This window comes from Agrobacterium genomosp. 2 str. CFBP 5494 (genome assembly GCF_900013495.1).
GTDB lineage: Bacteria > Pseudomonadota > Alphaproteobacteria > Rhizobiales > Rhizobiaceae > Agrobacterium > Agrobacterium pusense.
The window spans coordinates 1,048,221-1,066,499 of the sequence record NZ_LT009718.1; the positions used below are offsets into that span (position 1 = coordinate 1,048,221).

General features: G+C 60.8%; 18 protein-coding genes. 11 read left to right on the forward strand and 7 right to left on the reverse strand.

Translation table 11 applies throughout. The features are described 5' to 3' along the window. Positions 1-215: 215 nt before the first annotated feature. From AGR2A_RS04925 to AGR2A_RS04940, 4 genes are all read left to right on the forward strand, one after another. The gene (locus AGR2A_RS04925) at positions 216-1,460 is read left to right on the forward strand and encodes an aromatic ring-hydroxylating oxygenase subunit alpha (RefSeq protein WP_006699899.1); all 1,245 of its coding nucleotides are present in this window, start codon (positions 216-218) and stop codon (positions 1,458-1,460) included. 8 nt (positions 1,461-1,468) lie between these two features. Beyond that, entirely contained in the window at positions 1,469-2,542 is a 1,074-nt protein-coding gene (locus AGR2A_RS04930) for a hybrid-cluster NAD(P)-dependent oxidoreductase (RefSeq protein WP_004440293.1), read from the forward strand. Positions 2,543-2,719: 177 nt separating this feature from the next. After that, a complete protein-coding gene (locus AGR2A_RS04935) occupies positions 2,720-3,184 on the forward strand; it encodes a BA14K family protein (protein WP_004440296.1) in 465 nt (154 codons plus the stop codon). A 214-nt stretch (positions 3,185-3,398) separates the two neighbouring features. Next, positions 3,399-3,914, forward strand: a complete 516-nt coding sequence (locus tag AGR2A_RS04940; RefSeq protein ID WP_004440298.1) for a BA14K family protein — start codon at positions 3,399-3,401, stop codon at positions 3,912-3,914. Positions 3,915-3,975: 61 nt separating this feature from the next. Here the strand turns inward: AGR2A_RS04940 and AGR2A_RS04945 are convergent, their stop codons facing one another. Beyond that, positions 3,976-4,971, reverse strand: coding sequence for a transporter (locus AGR2A_RS04945; protein WP_004440300.1), 996 nt, complete (start codon positions 4,969-4,971; stop codon positions 3,976-3,978). A gap of 221 nt (positions 4,972-5,192) precedes the next feature. Between AGR2A_RS04945 and AGR2A_RS04950 the strand changes: the two genes are divergently transcribed. The 3 genes from AGR2A_RS04950 to AGR2A_RS04960 all read left to right on the forward strand — a co-directional run bounded on the left by AGR2A_RS04950 (position 5,193) and on the right by AGR2A_RS04960 (position 8,153). Then, positions 5,193-6,977, forward strand: coding sequence for an acyl-CoA dehydrogenase (locus AGR2A_RS04950; RefSeq protein WP_006699897.1), 1,785 nt, complete (start codon positions 5,193-5,195; stop codon positions 6,975-6,977). Between the two features lie 10 nt (positions 6,978-6,987). Then, positions 6,988-7,746: a crotonase/enoyl-CoA hydratase family protein gene (locus AGR2A_RS04955; protein WP_072494031.1), complete on the forward strand. Its 759-nt coding sequence runs from the start codon at positions 6,988-6,990 to the stop codon at positions 7,744-7,746. Between the two features lie 89 nt (positions 7,747-7,835). Further along, positions 7,836-8,153 (forward strand): hypothetical protein, encoded by a 318-nt coding sequence (locus tag AGR2A_RS04960; RefSeq protein ID WP_072494032.1) that lies wholly within the window; start codon positions 7,836-7,838, stop codon positions 8,151-8,153. Between the two features lie 125 nt (positions 8,154-8,278). Here the strand turns inward: AGR2A_RS04960 and AGR2A_RS04965 are convergent, their stop codons facing one another. Both AGR2A_RS04965 and AGR2A_RS04970 read right to left on the reverse strand, forming a co-directional pair. Continuing rightward, the gene (locus tag AGR2A_RS04965; protein WP_072494033.1) at positions 8,279-9,529 is read right to left on the reverse strand and encodes a class I SAM-dependent RNA methyltransferase; all 1,251 of its coding nucleotides are present in this window, start codon (positions 9,527-9,529) and stop codon (positions 8,279-8,281) included. Next, positions 9,526-10,278 (reverse strand): TlyA family RNA methyltransferase, encoded by a 753-nt coding sequence (locus tag AGR2A_RS04970; RefSeq protein ID WP_072494034.1) that lies wholly within the window; start codon positions 10,276-10,278, stop codon positions 9,526-9,528. The genes AGR2A_RS04965 and AGR2A_RS04970 overlap by 4 nt, the downstream gene beginning before the upstream one ends. 273 nt (positions 10,279-10,551) lie before the next feature. On the opposite strand from AGR2A_RS04970, the gene AGR2A_RS04975 reads away from it, so the two are divergent. Further along, a complete protein-coding gene (locus AGR2A_RS04975) occupies positions 10,552-12,573 on the forward strand; it encodes a methyl-accepting chemotaxis protein (RefSeq protein WP_072494035.1) in 2,022 nt (673 codons plus the stop codon). Between the two features lie 79 nt (positions 12,574-12,652). Here AGR2A_RS04975 and AGR2A_RS04980 read toward each other — a convergent pair whose 3' ends face one another. Then, positions 12,653-13,615: a nucleoside recognition domain-containing protein gene (locus AGR2A_RS04980; RefSeq protein ID WP_072494036.1), complete on the reverse strand. Its 963-nt coding sequence runs from the start codon at positions 13,613-13,615 to the stop codon at positions 12,653-12,655. 121 nt (positions 13,616-13,736) lie between these two features. Between AGR2A_RS04980 and AGR2A_RS04985 the strand changes: the two genes are divergently transcribed. Both AGR2A_RS04985 and AGR2A_RS04990 read left to right on the forward strand, forming a co-directional pair. Then, on the forward strand, positions 13,737-14,189 hold the full coding sequence (locus AGR2A_RS04985) for an Lrp/AsnC family transcriptional regulator (protein ID WP_044458734.1): 453 nt from the start codon (positions 13,737-13,739) through the stop codon (positions 14,187-14,189). Between the two features lie 87 nt (positions 14,190-14,276). Continuing rightward, on the forward strand, positions 14,277-14,660 hold the full coding sequence (locus AGR2A_RS04990) for an ACT domain-containing protein (protein WP_037090799.1): 384 nt from the start codon (positions 14,277-14,279) through the stop codon (positions 14,658-14,660). On the opposite strand, the gene AGR2A_RS04995 is transcribed toward AGR2A_RS04990, so the two are convergent. Both AGR2A_RS04995 and AGR2A_RS05000 read right to left on the reverse strand, forming a co-directional pair. After that, the gene (locus AGR2A_RS04995) at positions 14,657-14,971 is read right to left on the reverse strand and encodes a putative quinol monooxygenase (RefSeq protein WP_072494037.1); all 315 of its coding nucleotides are present in this window, start codon (positions 14,969-14,971) and stop codon (positions 14,657-14,659) included. The two genes, AGR2A_RS04990 and AGR2A_RS04995, sit on opposite strands and share 4 nt — an antisense overlap. A gap of 5 nt (positions 14,972-14,976) precedes the next feature. Beyond that, positions 14,977-15,771: a helix-turn-helix domain-containing protein gene (locus AGR2A_RS05000; RefSeq protein ID WP_072494038.1), complete on the reverse strand. Its 795-nt coding sequence runs from the start codon at positions 15,769-15,771 to the stop codon at positions 14,977-14,979. A 107-nt stretch (positions 15,772-15,878) separates the two neighbouring features. On the opposite strand from AGR2A_RS05000, the gene AGR2A_RS05005 reads away from it, so the two are divergent. After that, complete coding sequence (locus tag AGR2A_RS05005; protein WP_072494039.1) at positions 15,879-16,241, forward strand: nuclear transport factor 2 family protein; 363 nt, start codon at positions 15,879-15,881, stop codon at positions 16,239-16,241. A 42-nt stretch (positions 16,242-16,283) separates the two neighbouring features. On the opposite strand, the gene dxs is transcribed toward AGR2A_RS05005, so the two are convergent. Next, the gene (gene dxs / locus AGR2A_RS05010) at positions 16,284-18,203 is read right to left on the reverse strand and encodes a 1-deoxy-D-xylulose-5-phosphate synthase (protein WP_072494875.1); all 1,920 of its coding nucleotides are present in this window, start codon (positions 18,201-18,203) and stop codon (positions 16,284-16,286) included. Positions 18,204-18,279 lie beyond the last annotated feature (76 nt).

Here is an 18,279-nt window from a genome sequence, read left to right on the forward strand (position 1 = left end):
ATATTGCGACGTCGTTGCAGGCGGTAAATAGTTGCCGGATTTTGCAGTGGAATGGCCTCAAGACGCCGTTCGGACATGTCGCAATTTGTCGCCAATGCGGAAGCCGATGTCGCTGTCTGTGCTGCCGCAAATGACCGCCGATGATTAGATGAGAACATGCTTCCGCAGCCCCCGCAAATGGTGTCGGGCAGGGCGGTTTGATCGAGGATTTGGCCATGGAATTGCGTGATACCGTATTGCGCCAGCTGAAAAACCGCCGCGAAGGTTTTAGCCTGGAACAGCCCTTCTACACGGACCCGGATTACTTCAAGCTGGATATGGAGACCATCTGGTATCGCGACTGGCTGTTTGTCGGCCATGATTGTGAGGTACAGAAGTCCGGCAGCTATTTCACCGTGCAGGTCGGCGCCTATTCGGTCGTCATCGTTCGTGGCCGCGACGGGCAAATCCGCGCGTTCCACAATTCCTGCCGCCATCGCGGCTCCCGCGTCTGCACCACGCAGAAGGGCCAGTCGGCGCGTCTGGTCTGTCCCTATCACCAGTGGACCTACGATCTTGACGGCAAGCTGCTTTTTGCCCGCCACATGGGCGAGGAGTTCGACAAGGGCGATTTCGGCCTGAAGCCTGTCGCCTGCGAAACCGTCGCTGGCTACGTCTTCATCTGCCTCGCCGATCAGCCGGCGGATTTTGAGCCCATGCGCGCCGAAGTGGAAAGCTACATGGCGCCGCACCGCATATGGGAAGCCAAGGTCGCGCATGAGAGCACCATCATCGAAAAGGGTAACTGGAAGCTCGTCTGGGAAAACAACCGCGAGTGCTACCATTGCGCCGCCAACCATCCGGAACTCTGCCGTACCTATCCCGAAAACCCGAGCGTGACGGGAACGGATGGAGGGGCAAGCGACCCCGAGATCGGCGGCCACTGGGCACGCTGCGAAGCAGCCGGCCTGCCCAGCCGTTTCAAGATTGACCCGAAGGGCCAGTTCCGCGTGGCGCGCATGCCGCTGATCGGCGAAGCGGAAAGCTACACAATGTCGGGAAAACGCGCCGTGCGCCGGCCGCTGTCGGACGATGTCAGCATCAGCCATATCGGCGCGCTGCTCCTGTTCCATTACCCGACGACCTGGAACCACTTCCTCGGCGACCACACCATCTCCTTCCGCGTGCTGCCGCTCAGCGCCAACGAGACGATGGTTACCACCAAATGGCTGGTGCACAAGGATGCGGTGGAGGGCGTGGATTACGATCTTGAGGATCTCACCCATGTCTGGAACGAAACCAACGATCAGGACCGCCGCATCGTCGAGGAAAATGCCTTCGGCATCCGCTCGCCCGCTTATGAGCCCGGCCCTTACTCCATGGAGGACGAGGGCGGCGTGATGCAGTTCGTCAACTGGTACGCCGATTTCATGATCGACCGGCTGTCCGGCGACAAGGCCCGGCTTTCGGCTGTAGCGTGAAGATGAACATGGTCGTGACATATAAGCATATTGACGAGATGAAGCCGTGGAGCGACAAGCTCCAGCTGCTGGAATGTATTTCGGTAACCCCCGAAACACAGGATGTGATGACGTTCCTGTTCCGCTCCGAGGATCAGAACTGGTTCCGTTATCTGCCGGGCCAGTTCGTCACGCTGGAACTGCCGGTGGGCAAGGAGCCGCTTTACCGCACCTACACATTGTCATCCAGCCCGTCGCGGCCCTATTCACTGTCGGTCACGGTCAAGGCGCAGGCCAACAGTATCGGCACGCGCTGGATGTTCGACAATCTGAAGCCCGGCATGAAGATCCGGGCGCTCGGTCCGCTCGGCGATTTTTCCTACGTCAAGCATCCCGGGGACAAGTATCTCTTCATCTCCGCGGGCTCCGGCGTCACGCCGATGATGTCGATGGTGCGCGACATGAGCGACCGCGCCCCGCAAAGCGACATTGCCTTCATCAATTGCTCGCGTACACCCGGCGATATTGTCTTCCGTCACGAGCTGGAATATCTCGCCCGCTTCATGCCGAACCTGTCGCTCGGCTTCATTGTCGAGAAATGTGGACGCACCGATCTGTGGTCCGGCCTGAAGGGCATGGTCGACAAGGCCAAGATCGCGCTGCTCGCCCATGACTTCATGGAGCGTACCGTCTTCTGCTGCGGGCCGGAGCCGTTCATGGCCGCCGTCCGCTCCATGCTTGAAGCCTCCGGCTTCGACATGGGCCGTTACCATCAGGAAAGCTTCTCGCCTGCTGCTCCCGTCGCCGTCGGCGAGAGTGTTCTCACCGATGATGGCGAAGCGTTGTCGATGGTGGGCTTTACCCTTTCCGGGAAAGAAATGCCCTGCCAGCCCGGGCAGACCGTTCTGATGACGGCGCGTGCAGCCGGTGTGCGGATCGGCGCAGCCTGTGAATCCGGCATCTGCGGGACTTGCCGGGTCTTGAAACTTTCCGGCGAGGTGGAGATGAACCACAATGGCGGCATTCTCGATGAGGAAATCGAGGAGGGCTATATTCTCGCCTGCTGCTCGCGGCCTTTGACCGATGTCAAGGTGGAGGCATGATGCCGGCAGGCGTTTGAGGCTTTCCTTCCATTACCATTGTCTGGAACCAAATTTCCGTAAATTCGTTTGCACGTCATCCAATTCTTCTCGGGCATGAAGCGGGCTGACCCTAATCTCCGAAAAGAGTGAGTGGGTGAAAAGCGTGGGTCAACGCGCTGAAGCAAACGGAGGAAGATCATGATAAATTTCCGGACAACGAGTGTCGCCACGGCCCTCGTCGTGTTCCTGACCAGCTTTACGCCGTCGCAGGCGTTCCAGGTTCCTGTGCCGATCCAGAAGCCGGCGGTTTCCACCGACAATGTCGTGCAGGTGCAATATCGCGAATGGGACCGTCGACATGATCGCCGCCACGGCGACCGCATGTATCGCCCGCGCCCGCCGCGTGACGGCTATTATAATGGCCACCGTGGTTACCGCGACCGCCGTCCGGGTTACCGTTATCATAACGGCTACTGGTTCCCGCTTGCCGCTTTCGCCACCGGCGCCATCATCGGCGGCGCGATTCAGCAACCCCGTCCGGCCTATGGCGGCAGCCATGTATCCTGGTGTCAGAATCGCTGGCGCTCGTATCGTGCCTACGACAACACCTACCAGCCCAACAGCGGTCCGCGTCGCATTTGCGTATCGCCTTACAGCCGCTAATTGCACAAGCAGAAGCCCGGTCTCTACCGGGCTTTTGTCTGGCCCTGAAACGCCGTGGTTTTGATAAACGAAGCGTGATCGTACCGTTAATCGTAGGTTCAGCCACACGTCCCTAGGCTGTAGAAGTATACGACACCGCCCGGACAAAGGCGGAATCGAACAACAGAAATTCACGTCTTACGGCCTGTCGACCGTCGTGAATGGAGGAAGTCAGATGAAAAGCTATGTGAAGAATATCCTGGCTGTCGGTCTTTCTGCAATCGTGGTTGCAGGAGCGATTGTTCCGGCCGAAGCCGCCATGCCCCTGCCTGTAGCGCCGAAGAGCGTTGAGACCTCGGGCAACGATGCCAGCAAGAATATCGTGAACGTGCAATATTGGCGTGACCGTGACGGCTGGGGCGATCGTCGCGGCTGGTATCGCGGTCACCGCGGTTACCGCGATTATCGTCCGGGTTACCGCCACCATGACGGTTACTGGTTCCCGCTCGCAGCATTTGCAACGGGCGCAATCATAGGCGGCGCTCTTTCGCAGCCTCGCGAAGTCTACCGTCCGGTGCCGGAATATCGCCCGCGCCCGGTCTATCGTGAGTATCGTCCGGTCCGCCGTGGCGGCATGAGCCAGGCGCATGTGAACTGGTGCTATGGCCGCTATCGCTCCTACGACGCCTATAGCAACACGTTCCAGCCGTATAACGGTCCGCGCCAGACCTGCTATTCGCCCTACGGCTGATAGGTTGGCCAAGACCGGGATTTACAGAGCCGTCCGGTTTCGACCGGACGGTTTTTTGCTGTCAGAGGATACGCGCGCGTTTCAACACGAACCAGGCGAGCACGACCGAGATGACGATGAAGATGCTGGCCGCCATGGTGCCACCGGTCCCGACCGTGAACGGCAGCTCATCCGTGTTCATGCCAAAAAAGCCGGTTACCAGCGACGGTGGCAGCAGGAACGCCGTCATCAGCGACAGTATATAGAGATGCCGGTTGGTTTCAGACGAGAGTTTTGAATCGATTTCTTCGTGAAGCAGCCTTGCGCGCTCCTGCAGGGCATAGACGTCATGATCGACAGCCTCGAGGCGCCCCATCAGCCGTGAGGCGACATCCTCGAAACCGTCAGGCATCTCGTCGTCATCCGCTGCCGAAGCCCGCCGCATCAGGGTGAGGACGGTGCGTAAATGCCGGTGCAGGCGCACCACCGTGCGGCGCAGCGGTGCGAGGCGTCGCCTTTCGTCGCGGGTCTCGCTGTCATAGACCAGATCCTCGATGGCGTTCAGTTCTTCCGTCGTCTCCATGACCAGATTGATCAGCGAACGCTGGAATTCGGCGACAAGGCCTTCGAAGACGTGGGAAGGTGTGAGATAGCGGTTGGAGTTCTTGTCGACCGCCGCCTTTAGCCGGTCTACCGAATGCAGCGGCTGAAGGCGGGTGGTGATGATGAAACGGTCGCTCACCGCAAAATGCAGCCAGCCGAAATCGCGCGTTTCCTTGTCGAATTCCCGTTGGAAATCGACCAGGGTGCCGTAGAGCGATTTTTCGTCGACAACAATGGACGGATGCGTTTCGTGGGTGGTGAGGCTTGCCCGTGCTGCCGGATCGAGACCCTCAACCGTCTCCAGAAAACCCGCCACGCGCTGATCGGCGAGATTGAGATGCAGCCAGAAGAACCCGTCGCGTCCCGCCATCTCGTCAAAGCCGGCATCGGGCGCCAGCCTGCGGCATGGGGCCTTCCCGGGTTGAAATTGATAGGCCCACACGAGGCCGGGAATGGTGGGCGTTATGAGGTCCATCGTGGCAGTCCTGACCGGCGGGATGGGAGGAGAGGGGTGCCCGTCGCACCGGGAGGAGGCGAAAGGAGCGCGTCAGGGCACCGTCAACATGCTGAGCAAATTCATATGACAGTTTTATAACAAGTCCGTCGAAATACCGGGAATTTTCAAATTGACGTTTACGTAAAAATCATTTAGCCCGAAGGCAGTAGCAGGATACAAGAGCTTCGGGAGGAGGCAGGATGTATAGCGCGCCGGTGGATGATATCGCCTTTACACTCAAACATGTAGCGGGTCTCGGAGACGCGCTTTCCAGGGGTGTGCTGGGAGATCTGAGTGAAGATCTCGTCGATGCCATTCTGGAGGAAGCCGGACGTTTCGCCACCGGAGAGGTCGCGCCGCTCGCCGAAATCGGGGACCGTCAGGGCGCAAAACTTGCCGATGGCAAGGTGACGACGCCCGATGGCTGGGCCGATCTTTACCGTCGCTGGGCGGCGGCGGGCTGGAACAGCCTGACTGCCCCGGAAGAATTCGGCGGCCAGAACCTGCCGCATATGCTGAATGTTGCAGCGCTCGAAATGTGGAATTCCGGCTCCATGGCCTTTGCGCTGGCGCCGACGCTGACAATGGGTGCGGTGGAAGCCATCGTCGCCCACGGCAGCAACGATCTCAAGCGAAGCTATTTGCCGAAACTCGTCTCCGGCGAATGGACCGGCACGATGAACCTGACCGAGCCGCATGCGGGTTCCGATCTTGGTGTCCTGAAGACCCGGGCGGAGCGCAATGGTGACGGCACCTACCGCATCTTCGGCCAGAAGATTTTCATCACCTGGGGTGAACACGACGCGGCTGATAATATCATCCACCTCGTTCTCGCCCGTCTTCCGGATGCGCCGGCGGGAACGCGTGGCATTTCGCTGTTCCTCGTGCCAAAATTCCTGCCCGATGAAAACGGCGCGCCGGGCAGCCGCAACGATCTTTTCTGCCACTCTCTCGAACACAAGCTCGGTATTCACGGTTCGCCGACCTGCACCATGATCTTCGGTGACGGCAAATTTGGTGACGAAAAGGGTGCGCTCGGCTGGCTGGTCGGCGAGGAGAACAAAGGCCTCGCCTGCATGTTCACCATGATGAACAACGCCCGCCTTGCCGTTGGCATGCAGGGCGTGGCGATCTGCGAGGCGGCGACCCAGAAGGCGATCGAATACGCGAGGGAACGCACGCAGGGTAAGGCGCCCGGCTGGCAGGGTTCGGGCATGAGCCCGATCATCGAACATCCTGATATCGTGAGAACCCTTCTGACAATGAAGGCGCTGACGCAAGGATCACGGGCGATTTCCTTCAGCTGCGCGCACGCCATCGACATGGCGCATGCGACTGAAGACGCCCGGCAGCGCGCTCACTGGCAGGAGCGCGCTGCCCTTCTGACACCGATCGCCAAGTCCTTTTCCACCGATGCCGGTGTCGATGTTGCATCCATGGGCATTCAGGTGCATGGCGGCATGGGCTTCATCGAGGAAACCGGCGCGGCGCGTTATCTGCGTGATGCCCGCATCGCGCCGATCTACGAGGGCACCAACGGCATTCAGGCCATCGATCTGGTCCTGCGCAAGTTGCCGCTCTCCGAGGGCGCGCAGGTGCGCGGTTTCATCGCCGAACTGCGTGAGATCGCCGCCCGCACGGCCACATCGAACCGTGACGATCTCGGAGAGACCGCCCGTTATCTCGATGCCAGCCTCACCGATCTGGAAACGGCAACCGACTGGCTGCTCTCCCGCATCAAGGCGGGCGAAACCGAGATGGCACTTGCGGGCGCCACGCCCTATCAGCGTCTCTTCGGTCTGGCCTTGACGGGCGCTTATCTCGCCAAGGGCGCATTGGTCTCTGTCGATGATGGCAGGGGCGGGCATCGTGCCGCGCTTTGCCGTTTCGCGGCGGAAAACCTGCTGGCGGAAACGGCGGCGCTGAAGGACCGCATTATGTCAGGCGCGGCGAGCCTTGCCGCCGCCCGTACTGTTTTGGCTTGAGGAGCTTCAGATGTCGGACGACCATATTCTTGTCGCGCGTGTCGGCCATGCGCCTGACGTTCTGACCATCCGCTTCAACCGACCGGAAAAGAAAAACGCCATCACCGATGCCATGTATCTGCGCATGGCCGAGGCTTTGCACGCCGCCAATACGGATCCGGACATCCGCGTCGTTGCCTTTCTCGGCACGGAAGGCTGCTTTTCCGCCGGCAACGACATGGCTGATTTTCTCGCCTTCGCCATGTCAGGTGGAAAGGGCAAGCTCGCCGCCCTCGAACTTCTGAAAGCGCTGGTCGCCTTCGAAAAACCGCTGGTATCCGGTGTCGATGGGCTCGCCATCGGCATCGGCACGACGCTGAACCTGCATTGCGACCTGACGGTCGCTTCCAGCCGCAGCCTGTTCAAGACGCCCTTCGTGGATCTCGCATTGGTGCCGGAAGCGGCCTCCAGCCTGCTCGTGCCAAGGCTCATCGGCCACCAGCGCGCCTTTGCGCTGCTCGCCATGGGTGAGGGTTTTTCCGCCGAGCAGGCATTGCAGGCCGGGCTGATCTGGAAAGTCGTTGCCCCGGAACATGTCGAAGCCGAAACGCTGGCGCTTGCCACCCGCCTTGCCGCCAAACCGCAGCAGGCGCTGAAGATCGCTCGCGATCTGGTCCGCGGCAACCCGGCCGATATTCTCACCCGCATCGAAGAGGAAGGTCGTCATTTCATCGCGCAGCTGCAAAGTGCCGAAGCGCGCGCCGCCTTCGAGGCATTCATGCGTCGTTAAGTGTGCGGGCAGGAATTCCTTGCGGTTAAGAAACCGGGCAATATGGCTTGGGTTAGATAACGCACCGTCATTGTCCGAAGGCCACCCACATGCGTCACTTCGTTTTCGCCCTGACTGTCTTCCTATCCGCCGCGACGATTGCTGAAGCGGCGGCGATAACACGCGCTCCAGCGGCTTCCACCAACGATGTCATTCTGGCGCAGTCCACGGACGACGATAGTCCGAACTTCTATTCCGGCAATAACCGCGACCGCCAGCGCCGCGCGCGTTTCGTCTGCGTCATCACCCCCCCGGACAGCGCCAACCGCCGTCGGCCCTATATCTGCCCGCTGGAGCGCGGCCGTGTGGGCGGTGCCTGCCGCTGCTCGGGCGTGGTGGGCAACGGCACGGTCGATACGACCTGGTAAGACTTCCAGGCTTCATCTCCACTCTCATTCCTGTGACAAGCACAGGAATGAGAGCTGTTGGGATTGCGGGCATATGAATCGTTGCGTTGCCTCAGCGTCGCTGAGCGGCTCTCCGCCCGGATTGCTTATTTCTCCAGCGTCGCCACGGCTTCCACATGCGGCGACCACAGGAACTGGTCAACCGGCGTGACGCGGGTGATGCGATAGCCGCCCTCGGTCAGGATGGCGAGATCGCGCGCCAGTGTCAGCGGGTTGCAGCTCACGGCCACGATCTTCTTTACCGTGCTGCGTGCCAGTTCCTTGCACTGGAATTCCGCGCCCGCGCGTGGCGGATCGAAGACGACGGCGTCGTAATTCTTGAGCTCGCTTGTCATCAGGGGGCGGCGGAAGAGATCGCGCTTCTCGACGCTGACCGGCTTCAGGCCCTGCGTGTTGCGGGCGGCGAAATCCAGCGCCTTCAGCGGCTTGTCTTCCGCCTCCACCGCATGCACCTTGCCAACGCGCGCAAGCCGCAGCGCAAATGTACCGGAGCCGCAGAAGAGATCGGCAATGCGTTTGGACTTGCCGACATGGGCAAGCACCAGCTCCGCCATGGCGTCCTCCGCCTGCTTCGTCGCCTGCGTGAAGCTGCCGGCCGGGGGCGATACCGCCACCCCGCCAAACTCGATGATCGGCTTCTGGGGTTCGATAAGTATTTCACCCGACAGTGAAACACGCGCAATGCCGCGCATGGCAAGAACCGTTTCCGTGAGCGTGCGGCGCTGCTTGTCGCTGACCGACTTGATGCCGTCGACGGAAATATCGAGGCCGGAAAGGGTCTCCAGCACCGTCATCCGGAAGGGTTCCGCATTCGCCACCATTGAAAGTCCGATGGCGCGGATGGCATCCAGTCGCGAGACGATGCCGGGCGAGGTGACGGGACATTCCTCAATGGCGACGATGTGGTGGCTGTTCGCCTGGCTGAAGCCGAGCAGCAGGCCCTTTTCCGTCTTGCGGGCGGCGAACACCGCACGGCGGCGCTCGCTGGGGCGACAGATGACGAGATTATCCACATCGGGCGTCAAGCCCTTCGATTTCAGTGCCGAGACCACCAGTTCCCGCTTGTATGCATGGTAAGGCTCGTCGGCGAGATGTTGCAGCGAACAGCCGCCGCAGGTGCCATTCTTGCCCTCCGGGCCGAAGTGGCGGCAGGCGGGTGTACGGCGTTCGGGTGAGGCTTCCGTAATTGACATGACGGTGCCGTGATCCTTCACCTTGGCGATGGCGACCGTCTCGCCGGGCAACGCGAAAGGCACATAGACCGGGCCGTCGGGACAGTGCGCAATGCCATCGCCCTGGGCGCCGAGGCTCTTGATGGTGACGGTTTGTGTGCTCATGGCTTTTCGCCTCCGAGAAGAAATTCGACATTGCCGTCACCGCCGGAAATCGGCGAGGGAATGAGGCCGAGACTTTTCCAGCCCATGTCCTCCGTCAGCCAGCGCTCCAGTTCGGCCGCCACTGCGGGCGCGGTTTCGGGTTCCTTCAGAAGCCCGGCCTTGCTGATGGCGTCACGCCCTGCCTCGAATTGCGGTTTCACCAGCAGGACAGCACGAGCACCCGGCTCAGCAAGATCGAGCGCGGGGGCGAGCGCGAGCTTCAGCGAAATGAAGGACACGTCGGAGACAATGAAGCCGATGGGCTGGTCATCGATATCGTCCGCCGTCAGGAAGCGGGCATTCAGCCCCTCCAGATTGGTGACACGCGGATCGTTCGCGATCCTTGCATGCATCTGCCCGTGGCCGACATCGATGGCGATGACGTGGCTGGCGTCCCGTTCCAGCAGCACCTCGGTAAAACCGCCTGTGGAAGCGCCGACGTCAAGACAGTGATGGCCGGAAGGATCGAGCCCGAAATGATCGAGTGCGGCCACGAGTTTCAGAGCTGCGCGGGAAACATAGGCCTGCGCTGGATCGCTGATGGCGATCTCGGCATTGCCGGCGACGGTCTGGCTCGGTTTGGTGACGGTCTTGCCGTTGACGCTCACGGTGCCGCGCGCAATCGCGTCGCGCGCACGCGAGCGACTGGCGAAGTGGCCGAGCGACACGAGAAGCTGGTCAAGCCGTTCATTTTCAGGTGTTTTGGACATGATCCCGTGTCAATGACTGCCAAACTCCGCCGATGCAAGCGATTTATCGCGATGCGGAGCCGACAGCGCCTGAGCCACGGACTTATGAGGCTTTTGCGCCGCAAAATCAGCATATCAGATTAATCCAATATAAAGGCTTGTATTGCAGGGTGTGCCAAGGCCCGTGCGGCCGGTCGGAACCCGCCATGATGGCATCTTCTCCCATTTCTGAAATTGCGGCCGTTGCAGCGCAGACGCTTGCTCCGAGGCATCGGGTCGCCGAGAGAGTTTGCGATGTCGCTGAAAAATCTCCCCATTAATCTGAAGCTCATAGCCACCTTCTGTGCCTTGATGGGCGTGTGCCTGCTCGCTTCCGCGGTCGTATTTTGGCAGACGCTGGGGAGCGAGCGTGTCACGATTGAAAACAACCGCACCAAGGATATCATCCAGGCCGTGGATGGCGCGACGGCAGCCATGCTGGAACAGGCCGTCAATCAGCGCGGCTTCCTGCTGTTCCGCAGTGACAGCACCTATAATGACGTTTTCGCCCAGCGCGATATCATGCTGAAGAAGCTTGATGCAGCGCGCGCCCTTGCTGCCGGCCAGCCGGACATCCTGAAATCCATCGACGACATGCAGAAATCCGCCACCGTGTTCTTCAAGGAACTGGCGGAACCGCAGATCGCCGCACGCAAAACGACCGAAGCGCCGATTTCCGAAATCATCGAAATCGGCCGTAATCAGGCCAAGGGCCAGCTTGACGGCTTCCGTGCCTCGGCCGCCAAGATCAAGGAACAGCTGAATGGCCTGTCCACCGTGTACGCTGCAGAACAGCAGGCTGCTGCCCGCAAGCTGGAATATGCCCTTCTCGGCGGTGGCGCCGTCGCCGGCCTTCTCGCCGTGATCCTGATCTGGGCGCTTTCGCGCTCCATCGTTACGCCCATCGTCGGCATGACAGCGGCGATGAGCCGGCTTGCCGATGGCGATCTGACGACGGAAGTTCCGGCCACGGATCGTGGCGACGAAGTCGGCAAGATGGCAAAGGCTGTAATGGTCTTCAAGGAAGCCGGGCTTGAAAAAGCCCGCCTTGCCGGTGAGACCGATCGCATGCGCTCCGCGACGGAAGCAGAACGTCGCCGCACCGAGGAAGAAAAAGCCAGGGACGAGGCCGCCAGCGCTTTTGCCAGCGCCGAGCTTGGCAAGGGCCTTGCGGCTCTCGCGGATGGCGATCTTTCCTATCGCATTGAAACGCCTTTTGCGCCTGCGATTGATCCGGTTCGTGTGAATTTCAACGGCGCCGTCGAAAAACTCCAGCAGGCATTGCGCACGGTCGGCGAGAACGCAGCCGCCATCAATGCCGGCGCTTCGGAAATGCTCTCCGCCGCCGACGACCTGTCGCGCCGCACCGAACAGCAGGCGGCCTCCATCGAAGAGACCGCTGCGGCGCTCGAAGAAGTCACCACCACCGTGCGTGATAGCGCCCGTGGTGCGGAAGATGCCGGCAATCTGGTCCAGCGCGCCCGCGCCGGTGCAGAAAAGTCGGGTGTTGTAGTCCGCAAGGCGGTTGCCGCCATGCGCGAGATCGAGAAGTCCTCGGGCGAAATCGGCAACATCATCGGCGTCATCGACGATATCGCTTTCCAGACCAACCTCCTGGCGCTGAATGCCGGTGTGGAAGCCGCCCGCGCCGGTGATGCCGGCAAGGGCTTTGCGGTGGTCGCGCAGGAAGTCCGTGAACTTGCCCAGCGTTCGGCCAATGCCGCCAAGGAAATCAAGACCTTGATCAGCGCTTCCAGCCAGCAGGTAGAAAACGGTGTCAATCTCGTCGATGAAACCGGCAAGGCGCTGGAACTCATTGTCTCGGAAGTCGAAGAGATCAACGCCCATGTCAGCGCCATCGTTGTCGCTGCCCGCGAACAGGCCACCGGCCTGCAGGAAATCAACACGGCCGTGAACACCATGGATCAGGGCACGCAGCAGAACGCCGCCATGGTGGAGCAGCAGACCGCCGCCAGCCATTCGCTGGCCCGCGAAGCGGAAGCGCTGAACAGCCTGCTTGGCCAGTTCAGGATGGGCGGCGCACGCACCGCCGTGGCGAGCGCCGGCGGATATTCCGCTCCGCGTCCGTCTTCGGCCAAGCCTGCCTTCCAGCCTGCGCCAGCCGCGCCGATCCGCAAGGCTCCGGTAAAATCGGCCTCTGCAACAGCAAGGCCTGTCGCATCGCCGGCCCGTGCACTCGGGCAGAGCCTTGCCCGCGCCTTCGGTGGTGCTGCCGAAGCACCGGCCGCGAAGGATCAGGACTGGACGGAGTTCTGAGCGGGGCTTCAGATTGAACCTACGGATCGGGGGCCGAAAGGCCCCCTTTTTGCGTCGGCATTTTCAAATGGGAGGCCGCCTAGGCGCGCTGTAGCCGGAACATCCGTGCAAAGAAAAGCTCATCCGACAGGCGGTGGAGCAGGGCGGCAATGACAGCGGTTGCGGCAATGGCGAACACGAGACGTCCGGCGAGAACCCCGTAGACATCCGCACCCAGCGACATGACCACAAGCGTGTCTTCAATCACGCTATGGGCAAAACCCATGAAGACGCAGGACAGAAAAACCTGCCGCGGTGATATCGTCCCCGATTGCGCCTCGCGGATCAGGAAACCCGCGCCGTAGGAAATGCCGAGGAACAACCCGATGGCAGTGAGATGCTCGGCCTCGCCGCGAATGCCTGCAAGACGCAGCAGGGGCGAGAGCGCTTTCATCATCAGCGCGAGCAGACCGGTCAGCCTGAGAATTTCAAGGCAAAGGGAAAGGGCAAGGAGGATGGCGAGCATCCAGGCCATGGTTTCACCGAGACCGAGGAAATAGGCGGACCATTCAGGCGTGGCGCTCATCGCAATCCAGGCCGGGCTCACCGGTCCCGACAACCAGCCGGTCGATTCCAGAAGCTGGTGCAGGAGAAAGGCATAAAGCAATCCGCCGCCGACGCGCAGCCCCGTCGTGACGATCATGCCGGGGCCCGCCTTTTCGATGATTTTCTGTTCGATGGGCAAGCCATGGGCGAACAGGATGAGCGCCGAAAAAACGGTAATATCAGCCACGGTCAGTGAAGACGCGGGAACCAGCGTGAAGATGAGCGGCACGGCACCCCACATGCCGACCAGCATCGCGGTCAGCCAGGCAAGGCCGAGTTCAGGCGGCAGGCCGATGAGGTTCATGACCGGCGCAAAAGCAGGCGCCACCGCCTCGATCGCCCCCATCCTTGATAGCAGCTCGGTCAGTATGGCGATCGGGACCGTGATCCGCACCAGCACCCAGTAAATTGCAAGCGTTTCCCGCGTTTTTTGCCAGACGGTCTGTAGAACTGACATATGAAGGCTCCCCTGAAAGTTGTTTCCATCCACTACTCCCGGCCGGTTCGCATTTGCGGTCAGAGATTGCAGTTTCATGCAATTTTATTGCAAAGATGGCGGCGGGCGATATGCTATCCGCATGGACAGGATCGACCGGAAACTTCTGAACCTTTTGCAGGACGACGCCTCGCGCACCAATGTGGATATGGCTGATGAAGTCGGGCTGTCGCCATCCAGTTGCCTGCGCCGCCTGCAGCGGCTGCGCAAGTCGGGCGTGATCGACCGCATCGTGGCGATCCTCAACCCGGCAAAGGCGGGACGCGTGCTCAAGGCTCTGGTGACGGTGGAGCTGAAACTGCACGGTGAGCAGCAGATGCGCCGCTTTCTGGATATTGCCTGCGCGGAGGAGGCGGTGTCGCAGGCCTATGCCGTTACCGGCGCAAGCGATGTCGTACTGATGTTACGCCTGCGGGATATGGAAGAATTCGACGCCCTGTGCGACCGCTTGTTCCGCGATCAGCACAATGTGGCACGCTTTTTCACCATGGTCGTCATCAAGACGGCGAAAGAAGAAACGGCCATCAAGCTTTGAAACTGATAATATGGCCTTCTGGGAAGGCATTTGATCCTCCCCTTCAACCCAAGGAAAGCGTCTGGCTTTCGGGAAGGCAGTTTACAGATGGCGCCTCGCGTTAAGTTAAGGCTCCTTGAGGGCACCTACGGAGTGGCCCGGCTTTCTGCCGATGCATCCATTCCAGCCTGGGCCGATGGCACAGGTTTTCTCAGCATCAGCCGGACTGATGATGAGCTTTCCGTCGTTTGCCGTCAGGAGCGTATCCCTCATGATGTTAAGGCCGACACCGGCTGGAACTGTCTCAAACTTCAGGGCCCGTTCGCCTTTGATGAGACCGGCATCGTGCTTTCGGTGATCGAACCGCTATCGACCAACGACATCGGGATATTCGTGGTTTCCACTTTCGATGGCGATCACCTGCTGGTCAAATCGAAAGATCTGGAGAAAACGTTTGAGCTGCTGGCAAATGCAGGGCACTCATGCATCTAAGCTCCGTGAGCGTGATCCGCCCGCATGGGATGCCAGACGGAAATATCGCGCGGCGAGTCCAGAAGCTCGGGCAGGGCATCGTGCCATGCCTGCCGATAGGGCCGGTGGATCTGAACGTCGATGACGTCCTGATGGTCACTCCAGGTCTCATGCAGCAGGAACCGGTTCTCGTTTTCGCCATCCCGGTGCAGGGTTGCGTTCACGAAGGTCTTTTCGTGCCGCATGGCGTCGAGCAGCGCATTCAGCAATTCAAGAAAACGTTCGCGCTGGGCTGGACGGACCTGAAAGCTGATAAGATAGGTGGTGTGCACGGGTCTTACTCCTTGGCACCTTGCATCAGTGCGTTGCGGGTTGCCGCGTCGGCGGGATAAAAACATTCCAGCACGAGTTCGGAGAGCGTGACGTCCGTCGCCGTCCCGAAAACCGTGGTGGTTGAAATGAAGCTCAATATGCCGCCCGAAGATGGATCGCGAAGCTGGAGCGGTATGGCCAGAGGGTCGGCCCCGGTGGAATGCGGGGCGACCTTTTGCGCGGGATAGGCCGCAAGCTCCGCATGCAGCCGAGAAAGCACTTCGTCTCCGGTTTCCTCGACCTGACGGCGCAGGCGTTCCAGCAGGTGATGGCGCCATTCGGCCAGATTGACGATGCGCGAACTCAGACCCAGCGGATGCAGGCTCAGCCTCAAGGCGTTGAGCGGCGGGTAAAGCAGCTCTTCTGAAACGCCGGCCAGAAGCGACGTGATCGCCCCATTGGCGAGAACGACATTCCAGTGCCGGTCGACGGCAAGGGCGGGGAAGGGCATGTGCCCATGCACTACCGTTTCGACGGCTTGTCGGGCGGCTGCCATATCAGGTGCATCCAGTGATCGTTCAGAATGAACGGGTGCATAACCTGCAGCCAGCATCAGCCGGTTAGCGGCGCGGGCCGGCATCGAAAGCTGCTCCGCCAGCCTCACCAGCATGTCGCGGCTGGGCGATGATCGCCCGCTTTCAACGAAGCTCAGATGGCGTGCTGATATTTCAGCCTCCACCGCCAGATCCAGCTGGCTCAATCTGCGGCGGGCTCGCCATTCCTTCAGCACCTGGCCGACATGTTCTCGATGATGTGTCATGCCCCGCAGCCTAGCAGAAGATATCGCGGATGCGATTACCTCGGAGGTAATTGTTCCGCTTTCCGACCCCCGGCATGTTTGGGCCGTCAACCACAAGGAGCGCAATCATGACGCAGCATCTCGCAATCGCCGAAACCTATCTCGCAGCCTGGAATGAGGAAGACAATGAACGCCGCAGGCACCTCATCGGTCAGGCATGGGCAGAAAATACGCGCTACGTCGATCCGCTGATGCAGGGCGAAGGCCAGCAGGGGATTGCCGCAATGATCGAGGCGGCGCGGCAGAAATTTCCGGGATATCGTTTCGTTCTTGCCGGCACCCCGGACGGACACGGCAACTTCACCCGTTTCTCCTGGCGCCTTATCTCGCCTGAAGGGGACGATGTGGCTGGTGGCACCGATGTCGTCAGCCACGATGTCGAGGGCCGGATCGAAAATGTCGTTGGTTTTCTCGACGGCGCGGCATCCTGAGGTAAAGGCGGGATAGTCCCGCCTCCTGTCCCGGCAGTTTTGTCAGCCGGCGAAACCGACTCCGGCCTGACGCTGGCCGAGCGCATTGAACACCGCGGAAATGATGCCGGCCCGGTCGAGGCCGGCATTGGCATACATGGTCTCTGGCTTGGCTTGTTCCACCCACTGGTCGGGCAGTGTGAGTGTCCGCACCTTGGGGCCGTGATCGAGCAGGCCGGCGCTTGCCATGAAATGCAGCACATGTGCGCCAAAACCGCCGACCGAGCCTTCCTCGATCGTCACCAGAATCTCATGATGGGCGGCAAGCTGTCGGATGAGATCGAGATCGAGCGGCTTGGCGAAGCGTGCATCGGCAACCGTCGTAGAAAGACCGGCGGCGTCCAGGTCTTCGGCCGCCGCCAGGCATTCCGCAAGGCGGGTTCCGAAGGAAAGCAGGGCAACCTTCGTGCCTTCCTTGATGATGCGACCCTTGCCGATCTGAAGAATCTCCCCGCGCGCGGGCATCTCGACGCCGACACCTTCTCCGCGCGGATAACGGAAGGAAATCGGGCCTTCGTCATAGGCCGCCGCCGTGCGGACCATATGTTTCAGCTCCGCCTCATCCGAGGCCGCCATAACTACCATGCCGGGGAGGGTGGCGAGGAAAGTGGTGTCGAAAGAGCCGGCATGGGTCGGCCCGTCGGCGCCGACAAAACCGGCGCGGTCGATCGGGAAACGCACGGGCAGGCTCTGTATTGCCACATCATGCACCAACTGGTCGTAACCGCGCTGCAGGAAGGTGGAATAAAGCGCGCAGAACGGCTTGTAACCGTCAGCCGCAAGCCCCGCCGCAAAGGTGACGGCATGCTGTTCGGCAATGCCGACATCGAAGGTGCGCGCCGGGAACAGCTCGGCCATCTTGTCGAGGCCGGTACCGTTGGGCATCGCGGCCGTCACACCGATGATTTTCTCATCGAGCGTGGCTTCCTGGATCAGCGCCTCGGCAAAGACGCTGGTATAGCTCGGCGCATTCGGCTTGGCTTTCGCCTGCGCGCCGGTGATGACGTCGAACTTGTTGACGCCGTGATATTTGTCGGCTGCGGCTTCCGCCGGCGCATAACCCTTGCCCTTCTGCGTCACCACATGGATGAGGACGGGGCCTTTCTGGTTGTCGCGCACATTGCGCAGCACCGGCAAAAGGTGGTCGAAGGAGTGACCGTCGATCGGGCCGATGTGATAGAAACCAAGCTCCTCGAACAGCGTGCCGCCGGTCACATAGCCGCGCGCATGCGTCACGGCGCGGGTAATGGCGCGGTCGATCGTCTTGCCGAGATACGCCGTCAGCTTCTTGCCGAAATCGCGAAAACCCATATAGGTGCGGCCGGAGGCGAGACGCGCCAGATAGGCGCTCATCGCGCCCGTCGGCGGCGCAATGGACATGTCGTTGTCGTTGAGGACGACGATCAGTCGTGCATCGAGCGCGCCGGCATTGTTCAGTGCCTCAAACGCCATGCCGGCAGACATGGAACCGTCACCGATGACAGCAATGACCTTGCGGTCGCTGCCATCAAGACCCGCCGCCACCGCCATGCCGAGACCGGCGGAAATGGAGGTGGAAGAATGGCCGGCGCCGAAATCATCATATTCGCTTTCCGCACGGCGGGTGAAACCGGAAAGGCCACCTTCCTGCCGCAGCGTGCGGATGCGATCACGCCGGCCGGTCAGGATCTTGTGCGGGTAACATTGATGGCCGACATCGAAGATCAGCCGGTCTTCGGGCGTGTTGAAGACCTTGTGGATGGCAATCGTCAGTTCCACCACGCCAAGGCCGGCACCCAGATGCCCACCGGTTTTCGACACGGCGTCAATCATCTCGTCGCGCAGTTCCCTTGCCAGTTCCGGCAAGTCGCGATCATCGATCTCCTTGAGATCGGAGGGAAAATTCACCCGGTCAAGCAATGGTGTCTGTGGCATTCCGGTCAATCGTTCGGCCTTTTCTGGTGGTCCCGCGCGGCGCGTGAGAACGTCTTTCATCGCGAAAGCCGCCGGGTGAACCATG

Bases quoted from the DNA above. Each gene is read 5' to 3' on its own strand.
- AGR2A_RS04950 (WP_006699897.1), top strand. From the start codon at position 5,193: ATGTATAGCGCGCCGGTGGATGATATCGCCTTTACACTCAAACATGTA.
- AGR2A_RS04960 (WP_072494032.1), top strand. From the start codon at position 7,836: ATGCGTCACTTCGTTTTCGCCCTGACTGTCTTCCTATCCGCCGCGACG.
- AGR2A_RS04925 (WP_006699899.1), top strand. From the start codon at position 216: ATGGAATTGCGTGATACCGTATTGCGCCAGCTGAAAAACCGCCGCGAA.
- AGR2A_RS04945 (WP_004440300.1), bottom strand. From the start codon at position 4,971: ATGGACCTCATAACGCCCACCATTCCCGGCCTCGTGTGGGCCTATCAA.
- AGR2A_RS04935 (WP_004440296.1), top strand. From the start codon at position 2,720: ATGATAAATTTCCGGACAACGAGTGTCGCCACGGCCCTCGTCGTGTTC.
- AGR2A_RS05000 (WP_072494038.1), bottom strand. From the start codon at position 15,771: ATGACACATCATCGAGAACATGTCGGCCAGGTGCTGAAGGAATGGCGA.
- AGR2A_RS04985 (WP_044458734.1), top strand. From the start codon at position 13,737: ATGGACAGGATCGACCGGAAACTTCTGAACCTTTTGCAGGACGACGCC.
- AGR2A_RS04930 (WP_004440293.1), top strand. From the start codon at position 1,469: ATGGTCGTGACATATAAGCATATTGACGAGATGAAGCCGTGGAGCGAC.
- AGR2A_RS04965 (WP_072494033.1), bottom strand. From the start codon at position 9,529: ATGAGCACACAAACCGTCACCATCAAGAGCCTCGGCGCCCAGGGCGAT.
- AGR2A_RS04955 (WP_072494031.1), top strand. From the start codon at position 6,988: ATGTCGGACGACCATATTCTTGTCGCGCGTGTCGGCCATGCGCCTGAC.
- AGR2A_RS04940 (WP_004440298.1), top strand. From the start codon at position 3,399: ATGAAAAGCTATGTGAAGAATATCCTGGCTGTCGGTCTTTCTGCAATC.
- AGR2A_RS05005 (WP_072494039.1), top strand. From the start codon at position 15,879: ATGACGCAGCATCTCGCAATCGCCGAAACCTATCTCGCAGCCTGGAAT.
- AGR2A_RS04970 (WP_072494034.1), bottom strand. From the start codon at position 10,278: ATGTCCAAAACACCTGAAAATGAACGGCTTGACCAGCTTCTCGTGTCG.
- AGR2A_RS04975 (WP_072494035.1), top strand. From the start codon at position 10,552: ATGTCGCTGAAAAATCTCCCCATTAATCTGAAGCTCATAGCCACCTTC.
- AGR2A_RS04980 (WP_072494036.1), bottom strand. From the start codon at position 13,615: ATGTCAGTTCTACAGACCGTCTGGCAAAAAACGCGGGAAACGCTTGCA.
- AGR2A_RS04990 (WP_037090799.1), top strand. From the start codon at position 14,277: ATGGCGCCTCGCGTTAAGTTAAGGCTCCTTGAGGGCACCTACGGAGTG.